At 29.3% G+C, this 8,042-nt stretch carries 14 protein-coding genes; all 14 read right to left on the reverse strand.

Going from position 1 to position 8,042, the window contains the following annotated elements:
• Nucleotides 1-472: 472 nt before the first annotated feature.
• On the reverse strand, nucleotides 473-1,306 hold the full coding sequence (locus tag QOR43_RS08250; RefSeq protein WP_283571477.1) for a DNA adenine methylase: 834 nt from the start codon (nucleotides 1,304-1,306) through the stop codon (nucleotides 473-475).
• Complete coding sequence (locus QOR43_RS08255; RefSeq protein WP_265134534.1) at nucleotides 1,290-2,171, reverse strand: type II restriction endonuclease; 882 nt, start codon at nucleotides 2,169-2,171, stop codon at nucleotides 1,290-1,292. Before QOR43_RS08255 ends, QOR43_RS08250 begins: the two co-directional genes overlap by 17 nt.
• 179 nt (nucleotides 2,172-2,350) lie before the next feature.
• Nucleotides 2,351-2,704: a hypothetical protein gene (locus QOR43_RS08260; RefSeq protein WP_265134535.1), complete on the reverse strand. Its 354-nt coding sequence runs from the start codon at nucleotides 2,702-2,704 to the stop codon at nucleotides 2,351-2,353.
• 21 nt (nucleotides 2,705-2,725) lie between these two features.
• Nucleotides 2,726-3,130, reverse strand: a complete 405-nt coding sequence (locus tag QOR43_RS08265) for a HEPN domain-containing protein (RefSeq protein ID WP_265134536.1) — start codon at nucleotides 3,128-3,130, stop codon at nucleotides 2,726-2,728.
• 3 nt (nucleotides 3,131-3,133) lie between these two features.
• On the reverse strand, nucleotides 3,134-3,595 hold the full coding sequence (locus QOR43_RS08270; RefSeq protein WP_265134537.1) for a hypothetical protein: 462 nt from the start codon (nucleotides 3,593-3,595) through the stop codon (nucleotides 3,134-3,136).
• On the reverse strand, nucleotides 3,592-4,374 hold the full coding sequence (locus tag QOR43_RS08275) for a TIGR04255 family protein (protein ID WP_265134538.1): 783 nt from the start codon (nucleotides 4,372-4,374) through the stop codon (nucleotides 3,592-3,594). Before QOR43_RS08275 ends, QOR43_RS08270 begins: the two co-directional genes overlap by 4 nt.
• 73 nt (nucleotides 4,375-4,447) lie before the next feature.
• Nucleotides 4,448-4,654: a hypothetical protein gene (locus QOR43_RS08280; RefSeq protein ID WP_265134539.1), complete on the reverse strand. Its 207-nt coding sequence runs from the start codon at nucleotides 4,652-4,654 to the stop codon at nucleotides 4,448-4,450.
• Nucleotides 4,651-5,040 carry a hypothetical protein gene (locus QOR43_RS08285; RefSeq protein ID WP_265134540.1) on the reverse strand — a complete coding sequence of 130 codons (390 nt, stop codon included), beginning with the start codon at nucleotides 5,038-5,040 and terminating at the stop codon, nucleotides 4,651-4,653. The genes QOR43_RS08280 and QOR43_RS08285 overlap by 4 nt, the downstream gene beginning before the upstream one ends.
• Nucleotides 5,041-5,058: 18 nt before the next feature.
• Nucleotides 5,059-5,565 carry a hypothetical protein gene (locus tag QOR43_RS08290; RefSeq protein WP_265134541.1) on the reverse strand — a complete coding sequence of 169 codons (507 nt, stop codon included), beginning with the start codon at nucleotides 5,563-5,565 and terminating at the stop codon, nucleotides 5,059-5,061.
• 2 nt (nucleotides 5,566-5,567) lie between these two features.
• The gene (locus tag QOR43_RS08295) at nucleotides 5,568-5,753 is read right to left on the reverse strand and encodes a hypothetical protein (RefSeq protein WP_265134542.1); all 186 of its coding nucleotides are present in this window, start codon (nucleotides 5,751-5,753) and stop codon (nucleotides 5,568-5,570) included.
• Nucleotides 5,744-6,085 carry a hypothetical protein gene (locus QOR43_RS08300; protein ID WP_265134543.1) on the reverse strand — a complete coding sequence of 114 codons (342 nt, stop codon included), beginning with the start codon at nucleotides 6,083-6,085 and terminating at the stop codon, nucleotides 5,744-5,746. The genes QOR43_RS08295 and QOR43_RS08300 overlap by 10 nt, the downstream gene beginning before the upstream one ends.
• Before the next feature lie 78 nt (nucleotides 6,086-6,163).
• On the reverse strand, nucleotides 6,164-6,556 hold the full coding sequence (locus tag QOR43_RS08305) for a hypothetical protein (protein WP_265134544.1): 393 nt from the start codon (nucleotides 6,554-6,556) through the stop codon (nucleotides 6,164-6,166).
• A 43-nt stretch (nucleotides 6,557-6,599) separates the two neighbouring features.
• Nucleotides 6,600-6,740, reverse strand: coding sequence for a hypothetical protein (locus QOR43_RS08310; RefSeq protein ID WP_265134545.1), 141 nt, complete (start codon nucleotides 6,738-6,740; stop codon nucleotides 6,600-6,602).
• A 120-nt stretch (nucleotides 6,741-6,860) separates the two neighbouring features.
• The gene (locus tag QOR43_RS08315) at nucleotides 6,861-7,961 is read right to left on the reverse strand and encodes a type IV secretory system conjugative DNA transfer family protein (protein ID WP_345782868.1); all 1,101 of its coding nucleotides are present in this window, start codon (nucleotides 7,959-7,961) and stop codon (nucleotides 6,861-6,863) included.
• Nucleotides 7,962-8,042 lie beyond the last annotated feature (81 nt).

Below are 8,042 nucleotides of genomic sequence, written 5' to 3' on the forward strand. Positions count from 1 at the left end.
GTTTCTTTAACAGCTCTTTTAATTCTTCCGTATTCTCTTTTATTAACTCTCTTTTTACTCTCTTCATATTAATTATTATACATCAGTTTTGGTATTACTTCTTCTGCTTTTACTAATGCCATAGCACAAACCCTCCTGAAAAGTTATTCCGGACTTGTCCGGTATTTAAAGCTATCTTTCGGAAAGCCCTTAATACCGGACAAGCCGGTAAGGGTTTATGCTACGGATAAAGAAATGTATGAAAATAATATAAGACTGCTACCTTGCTTAAAACCGATACCGATTAAGCAAAATGTTCCTATTCTATTGCAAGTAGCTTTTTGGTTGATTTTAAGACCTTTTGAAAGGTAAAAAGATTATCTGATGATAGCTAATTAATTAGCAAAAGGATATAAAGATAATATAACCCTTTTTGCAAAAATTTTCAAATAAAAAAGTTTTGTTTCCTCAAAGTCTATATTTAGCAGTTTTTTTAAAAATTTTTAACAAGGATTTCAATATTGGCTTTTTTTCTTTTCTTTCCATTTGCATTTATACATCTATTTGCTTCTATTTCAATTATATTGTAGCCTTTATAAAGTTCCTTTATGAAAGGACTATTAGAATTTGATAACATTACAAAGCAACCTTTTTTATCTAATTGTTTAAAAATCATAGATAATTCTATTTGATTATCTTCCGTAAAATCATATCTTGTGTATTTTGTAAAAGAAGATGTTTTGCTAAGTGGATAATATGGCGGGTCTAAATAAATAAAATCTTCTTCTTGTGCTAATTTACAAACTTCTTTATAATCACTATTAAATATTTCTACATTTGCATTATTTAAATATTCTGATACTAATCTTATATTTTCTTCATCTACAATTTTAGGAGATTTATATCTGCCAAAAGGAACATTAAATTCACCCTTTGAATTCTCTCTATATAAGCCATTATAACAGGTTTTATTTAAATAAATAAATCTACTTGCTCTTTCTATTGGATTTAAATTTGCCGGATTTAATGCTCTTATTTGATAATAATAATTTTCATTGTGTTGATGTTGATGATTTTTTAGACTTTCAATAAGTTCGTCCGGATAATTTTTTATTACTCTATAAGCATTAATTAACTCTGTATTTATATCATTTATAATTGCATTCTCCGGCATTAGTTCAAATAAAAATGCTCCACCGCCTAAAAATGGCTCTATATAATTATTAAAATTCAATGGTTTTTCTTGTAGTAAAACATCTATTATTTGTCTTTTTCCACCCGCCCATTTTACGAATGGTTTTGGTTTAGTATTAACCGGAATTATCATTTTCATCTACTCCCAAAATTCTTTCTATAAGATTTAACAATCTAAAATTAAGAACCCATTCCATTTCTTTCATAGCTTCAACTAATTGATTTTCAAGGCTTTTCCAAGCAAGACCATCAGTTATCCATAAGAATTTAACATTGTTATCTTTTGCTTTTTTGTATAATTGGATATAACTTCTTGCTGTTTCAATTGGCTTACTACCGGTTCCGTTATAAAAGCTACACTCAATCAAAAGGACAGGTTTTTCATTTTTATAAATTACAAAGTCATGCTTTTTATTACCTTCTGAGTATAAGGAAAAATTTAAATCCTGACTTACAATTTTATAAGGCTTTCCTTTTAACAATTTTTCAATTTTTTTCCCACATAATTTTTCAAAAATATCACCACTTCTATTTTTTCTTGCGTTTGTATCTAATCCTACTTCTATGCCAAAAATATAGTCATATAAATTTGTTATTTCATCAAAGAGTTTCACAATACCGGTTTTCTTACAAAACTCTACAATCTTATTTATATCAGCTTTATAACTAAAATTAAAATTTATAAAGTTTTCTAATTCCGGGTCAAATATATCTATTTTCCCATTTTTAGCTCTTTCGGCTATAAGAATAGGAATAATTTCTACAACTTTTGGATAATTTTTTAATAAACGTTGCAAGTATTGTTCTCTTTTTTCATTTTCAATTTTAGATAATGAGTTTAATAAAAAAATTTCATTCAAGTTCTTTCTTACAGTATTCTTAACTTTATCCCAATCAACAAAATATTCATAAGTTTTATTTGTAGTTAAAAGAGTTTCAAAAAATTTAGATTTATACTCTTCAAAACTTTTAAAACCTAACTCTTTAAATTTTATCATTTTAAATTTCCTTAAAGTTTAATTTATATTCTTTATATGTATTTTACAACATTTCTGTATCAAATAAAATAAAATCCTTGAAATAAATTAAATTTAAGGTTTTTCGCAAGGTTAAATTTATCGTCAGTTAAAGCTTTACATAGTGATTAGATTTAGTTTTTGTTTTGATAAAATTCCTTTTAGGTATAAACCAAAGATATGTGTTCTTTTAATATTTTGAGCCTATTTCTAAGTTCTTTATTTATAGGTTCTACATTTTTTTTATAGAAAGTTTTATACCTATTTTTTATTTCGGATAAATATTTAGAAAGTTCTTTTTCGGCTTTTAAAAATTCTTTAACTTCATCTAAACTTAACTTATCAAGATTTTTTACGATTTCACTTCTAGTATGAAACATATCTTCAAGTTCAAAAGTATCATCTAAATCTATATATTCAACATCTATCTTGTATTGCTTTAATAAATCTTGCATATTTAGAGTTTTCACTTTATTAGACCTTTCTTTTTTTCTTTTAAGGAGTTGAACTATCAAAATTGATTTCTATCTTTTAACTTAAAGTAAGTTAATTATTTCTTCCCATTTTTGAAAGAGTTCAGAGGCTTTTTGTATAGCATCTTTAGCGGTTTCTCGGTTTATATTTTCACTAGAGTCATAATCGGCTATTGTTCTTAATGTTTTTAAAGATCTAAGTTTTCTTCCAAATTCTTGTACATTTCTATTATTGTGATTTTGTAAAAATCTTATTTTTTGCTCATGGGAACTTCCAACTTGTGGAAAATTAAATCTATTCATTAAATAATCTTCTACCTTCTTAAAAATACCATAATAACATCTACTTACTATCATTCTGTAAAGAGCTTCTTCACAACTTCTTCCTTCAAGAACTTCTTTCCATTCTGACTCTTCTTTAGAAAATAATTTTTGCGAAAGAGTTATAAAATCTTCCCATTGGAACATGTCTTATACCCTTATTCCTGCAAAGCCAATGTACCATAAATCCGAATTTTTGCCGATTTTATTTAAATTTAAATTTTGTTCCAAAAATTCGTTTATCTCAAAAATATCTTTTTCTATTTTTTCATAAGGCATTTCCTTGCTATAATAAATAATAAAATTTACTTCTTCTAAATTTCCTTCTGTTTTAAAAATCTTAATACGAAAATTTCGTTTTTCATTAATTAGCTTCTTTAATAGTTTAAAAAAAACATCTATTTCATTTTCATTAAGTTTCTCTATAAAATTATTAAAATTTTCCAAATTTCCAATAATATCTCTTTTATCTTTTAAAAAATTTACAAGCTCTTCTTTTTTACTGGTAGTTGCTATTCGTGTAGTAGTATATATAAATTCACTTAACTTTTCCAATATGTCCGGTTTTGATTCAGTATAATCATAAGAAGTTTTATAAGTTAAAGTATTCATCTTAATTCTTCCTCAAGCTCTCCTCTTATTATGCTTGAAAATATAAAATCTGTCATTTCATGAGCTTTATCAAGCCAATTAGATATACTTTCTATATTTGGTTCTATATTTGACATTTGTAAAGATTCTACATGGCTTTCAATAAACAAGCTTTCTTTCTTGTTTTCTATAAGACCTTTAAAAAAATGCACGCCTAAAAGTCCTTTGGGCTCATTTAAAAAATATTCTAATTTACATTCAACACTTATAGGGTTTTCAGGAAATCTATTTCGTCTTTCTTCCTCTCCAAAATCAATTCCAATATTAACATGAAGTTTTTTCTTTAAAAATTCAAGAACATTATCGTTTATAAAATCAAAAGGAAAAGCATCAAGATATTTTAAAGCTAAATTGTCTATGAATAAATTTTCTTTATCTGGATAAATTGAGAAAAAGTTATTTACTACTTTCAAAACTAAGGGTTTAAAATTTTCCCATTTTTCATATTCTTTATTCATATTGACAGTTAGTATATTTGGTCCTACTTGAACAACAGGCCACTTTCTATTTTTACTCCAAAATCTATATTGAACTATTTTGCTTCCGGAAGGTAAAGCTTCTATTGGAATATTAACTGTAGGTAAAGTTTCAAATTCGGGGAATTTCTCTTTAATACGTTCATAAAGAGCACCGATAATTAACCTATAATTAGGGTCAAAGTATAAATCACCTTTATTTTTATTTCCCCAATAAAGCTCAAAAGCAACTTCAACCAGTGGTTGTTTAGATAATTTATACATTATTTTCCTCTGTCATTTTTTAATCCTTCGTTATAATAAAACATTATAGCAAATTTCTTTAGCTAAGCAATAACTATTTAGTTTTAGAATTATTTAGTATTAGTGAAAAAATACATATTTGAATAGATAATATTAATACCGAAAAATCAAGTAGAGAATAAGGTAGCCTGTTTAGGACTACCTTTATATTGCTAAAATCTTCTTTGTAGTTTTTAACCGGATTTAAAACTTCATATCCGTATAATTTTGTTTTGCTACAAAGGATTTTTTGAAATCTCATTCCAACCTCAATGCCGTTGCTTTTTCTTCGCAATCAAGGATTAATCTTTGAGTTTCAGGTGAGTTTAAGCCAAAGTATGCTTCGCTTTTTAATGCCATATAGCAAGTTTTTACCAATTGGAAAGAATGCCAATTTACAGGTTCTAAATAACTAATTGCAAGTGTTATAGCATCATCTTCCGTTTTTGATTGCAAGAAATACTCTTTAAACTTTGCATAATAGCTTGTTTTTAAGGACATTTTGCTGAATGCATTATCAGGTTTTAGTTGTGGAAGATACTTATCTACTCCACTTTTAACTAACTCATTAACGGAGTTAGCCATATCGGTGTTGCCTGCAAAAGCAAGGCTAACTGCCGACAATGTTGCAAGAATTAGCTTTTTCATTTTATCTTACCTCCGAAGTTAATTTTTCTTTCTTTTAGGTAAAAATTCGTTAATTAAAGCCCCTACTAAGCCTAAAAATGCAATTGCAGTGATAATCAAAAGTCCAAAAGGAAGTGGTGTTTGTTGTGCTGATAAGATTAAAGCGTCATAGTAGCTTTTAACTTGCTTTTGTGTGTTTAGCAATTCATCTTTTTTGGCCTGTAATTCTTGATACTCTTTTAAAGCCTGTGCGTATCTTTCTTTTGCAAGTTTGCATTCCGGTGTTTCTTCTTTCTGTTTGTTTTCTTCCAAGCTAAAATCAAAGTTAGTGCAATAGTAATCTACATCAAATTGTGCTTTATCAAGTTTTTGCTGTGCGAGTGTTATAAGGTTAGCTATATTGTAGTTCAAATTGGTTTCCCACATTGTATTGACTTTCTCAAAAAAGCCACTATAAGCCCTAAACATTGTAAAGCCTACAATTACAAGTAGTGCTATAAGAATAATCTTTTTGTATTGGTGCTTTAAGATTTGCTTTAAGTCCATTGCTAAACCTCCTTCAAATTAATTTTTCTCAAACTCTTTTCTTGCATTTCTTTTTGAATTTGATAATTGTAAATTTCATTAACTTTCTCCCTATAAACCTTAATCGTTGCAAAAACTGAAATAGCGAGAAGAACTAAAAGGATAATCCTTCTCTTCCTTCTGTGCTTAAATACTTGCTTTAAATCCATTGTTTGGTCTCCTGTTTTAGGTTATGTAGCTTTTCTAACTTCTCTTCACAAGTAAGGATTAACCTTGAAGTTTCAGAATTTAATATTCCAAAGTAGCCATCTGCTTTAACGGCTTTTTTACATAAAGGATAAATGCTATCTTCAAACTCTTTCGCTAAATCATCTTTTAAGCCGTATCTTTCTTTTAGTTTTTTGATGGCTTCTTCGTCTGTTTTGCTATCAATGAGAATATCTTTAAACTTTTCATATTCGGAGTGGTAAATGTTAAATTCCATTGCATTACAGGTAAAAGATAAGCCGGCTATTATACCGGCTATGATTAGCTTTCTCATTGCTTACCCCCTTTTGATTTTGCCAAATAGCTTTTTAATCAAATCCATTAGCTTTTGCATAGCTTTTCACCCCCTTTCTTAGTATCTTCTAAGCTCTTTTTCAATTTCTATTTTAGTGTTGCATTCCACTATAAGCCTTGATGTTTCGCAATTGTTTTTGCCAAATTGCTCCTCTGAAATCACGGCATTTTTACAAGCCTTGTAAGTGTCCCATACTTCATTTTTGATATTACGCTCATCTGCTACCGGAATGGCCGGTATGATTTGCTTTTTGTCTTTTACGGAGTTGTAATCAATAAAGCCACCCATAACTTTGCCACCTACATACAGATAAAGCTTTGCCATTGCAGTAAAATCATCGTTGCTTGATTTGTAAGCTTCTTTAAAAGTTTCATAATGCTTAAAGTTTGTTTCTACTGCAAAAGTTGTGGTAGCTACTGCCAAAATGCCTGCAAGGATTAACTTTTTCATTTTTACACCTCCAAAGAGTTGTTTATAATTAATACGCAAAAATTTAAAGTTCGGTTTCTTCTTCCGAAGATTTGTTTTGTTTTTCAACGAGTTTCTCAAATAGCCTTATGCCGTTTTCCCTGTTGATTTTAGGCTTGAAGTTAGGATATGGAATATCTACTCCAAACTCAAAATCAGATGGCACGGCATATATATGCCCCCTGTATGCTTTACCTCTGATGTAATAATAAGCCTGAAAGTTTGCAAGTGATGTTAATTGATGTGGCTCTACAATGTAATCGTAATTGCTACTTGCCGTTAAGCCCTATAAGTTGATACTTGCTTTAACTTCCCTTTTACCTACCAAACTTGAAAACCACTCTGCACTTTCGGTGTCTGCTTGTGATAAGAAAACCTTTATTCTTGTATTAGCCTGAATTATTCTTTTCATTGTTTCTTTTTCTTCGTGTGCTATATCGGACAAGCTTTGATGTGATGCTATAACCCTTATTCCTGCACTTCTTCCTTTGTTGAATAAATCCTGTATGCCCTCAAATACAAAGTTCTCAAACTCATCTATTGAAAGGATTATTTTTGTCTTTTGCATTCTTGTTGCTAAATAACCGGTAATATATTGCAAATCCGACGCTATCATCTTTCCAAGTGATTTAGCCACTTCTCCGAATAATAGCTTTGGCAAAACAATATAAACAACGGCATTAGCAAAGATTAGCTTTTCAAGGTTTATATCTGATACATAAGAGTTTAGGAAGTCATAATCACTCATTTTTGCAACAAAGTTTCTAAGCCCTGATATATCTTTCTCTGCCTGCATTCTCTTTTTATCATCGTTTAGCCTGTCATATAGGTTATAAAGATAGCTTTTAGCCATCTCATTTTTTGTTTGATTTATCAAATCAAGCATAATCTCATAATCAATAAGCGTTGCATACCAATCCCTGAAAGTCCATTTTTTACCGGTAGATAAAAAAGCAGATACAAAGGCTTTAACGGAAGTTTCTTTAACTTCTTCATAATAACTAACTGCGTCGCTTGATTTGGTAGCCTGCATTATCTTTGCAGTTATTGAAAGTTCATCTCCGGTTTCAAGTGGATTATAAGAATGTGTTCCAAAACTTGATAATCCTGCATTGCTACCGGTATGAGATGCAAGGTTTAGAAAATAAAAAGGTTTATTCCAATGATAAGCAAGTCCATAGCATAGCTTAAAGTTCTGCTCGTCAAACTTCATATCAAGCTTGATTAAAGAGTAATCGTTATAAATAGCCTGTGCGTCAAGATAGGATAAGAATACGGTCTTACCACTACCGGTAGCTCCTAAAACGTGCATATGAGTTGATAAATCCCCATCATCTACTTTGATAAAATCGGTTTGCTTTTCCTCATCATCTATACCAAAACTGATGTATAATAATTAATATGAAGAGAGTAAAAAGAGAGTTAATAAAAGAGAATACGGAAGAATTAAAAGAGCTGTTAAAGAAAC

It is taken from the genome of Venenivibrio stagnispumantis, from assembly GCF_900182795.1.
Lineage (GTDB): Bacteria > Aquificota > Aquificia > Aquificales > Hydrogenothermaceae > Venenivibrio > Venenivibrio stagnispumantis.

What these genes read in the sequence shown, in the direction of transcription:
- QOR43_RS08250 (WP_283571477.1), bottom strand. Translation starts at nt 1,306, where the DNA reads ATGATAATTCCGGTTAATACTAAACCAAAACCATTCGTAAAATGGGCG.
- QOR43_RS08255 (WP_265134534.1), bottom strand. Translation starts at nt 2,171, where the DNA reads ATGATAAAATTTAAAGAGTTAGGTTTTAAAAGTTTTGAAGAGTATAAA.
- QOR43_RS08265 (WP_265134536.1), bottom strand. Translation starts at nt 3,130, where the DNA reads ATGTTCCAATGGGAAGATTTTATAACTCTTTCGCAAAAATTATTTTCT.
- QOR43_RS08270 (WP_265134537.1), bottom strand. Translation starts at nt 3,595, where the DNA reads ATGAATACTTTAACTTATAAAACTTCTTATGATTATACTGAATCAAAA.
- QOR43_RS08275 (WP_265134538.1), bottom strand. Translation starts at nt 4,374, where the DNA reads ATGTATAAATTATCTAAACAACCACTGGTTGAAGTTGCTTTTGAGCTT.
- QOR43_RS08280 (WP_265134539.1), bottom strand. Translation starts at nt 4,654, where the DNA reads ATGAGATTTCAAAAAATCCTTTGTAGCAAAACAAAATTATACGGATAT.
- QOR43_RS08285 (WP_265134540.1), bottom strand. Translation starts at nt 5,040, where the DNA reads ATGAAAAAGCTAATTCTTGCAACATTGTCGGCAGTTAGCCTTGCTTTT.
- QOR43_RS08290 (WP_265134541.1), bottom strand. Translation starts at nt 5,565, where the DNA reads ATGGACTTAAAGCAAATCTTAAAGCACCAATACAAAAAGATTATTCTT.
- QOR43_RS08295 (WP_265134542.1), bottom strand. Translation starts at nt 5,753, where the DNA reads ATGGATTTAAAGCAAGTATTTAAGCACAGAAGGAAGAGAAGGATTATC.
- QOR43_RS08300 (WP_265134543.1), bottom strand. Translation starts at nt 6,085, where the DNA reads ATGAGAAAGCTAATCATAGCCGGTATAATAGCCGGCTTATCTTTTACC.
- QOR43_RS08305 (WP_265134544.1), bottom strand. Translation starts at nt 6,556, where the DNA reads ATGAAAAAGTTAATCCTTGCAGGCATTTTGGCAGTAGCTACCACAACT.